This is a genomic window from Variovorax sp. P2_H12 (genome assembly GCF_056403395.1).
Map to the genome: position 1 here is coordinate 1 of NZ_JBFUFO010000335.1, position 357 is coordinate 357.

A 357-nucleotide genomic window follows, 5' to 3' on the forward strand; every position below is an offset into this window, starting at 1 on the left:
GTTGTTCATGATCACGGTGGTGACGGGGAGCTGGTACCGGCAGATCGTCTCCAGCTCCATGCCACTGAACCCGAAGGCGCTGTCGCCCTCGACGGCTATCACTGGCTGGCCGGTCTCCACGGCGGCGGCGATCGCGTAGCCCATGCCGATCCCCATCACACCCCAGGTGCCGACGTCCAGGCGATGGCGCGGGACGTGCATGTCGATGACGTTGCGCGCCATGTCGAGGGCGTTGGCACCCTCGTTGACGAGGTACGCGTGCTGGTTGTCGCGTAGCACGTCGCGCACGGCGCGCAGCGCACCCATGAACTGCATCGGGTGCGGGTCGGCTGCCAGACGTCCGGCCATCTTCTCGAC

The 357-nt window shown here is 66.9% G+C and carries 1 protein-coding gene; it reads right to left on the reverse strand.

Annotated elements, in window-relative coordinates; all coding sequences use genetic code 11:
- Nucleotides 1-357 (reverse strand): thiamine pyrophosphate-dependent enzyme (locus tag AC1DYK_RS36385; RefSeq protein ID WP_478170688.1); only part of this gene is annotated, 357 nt, incomplete at both ends.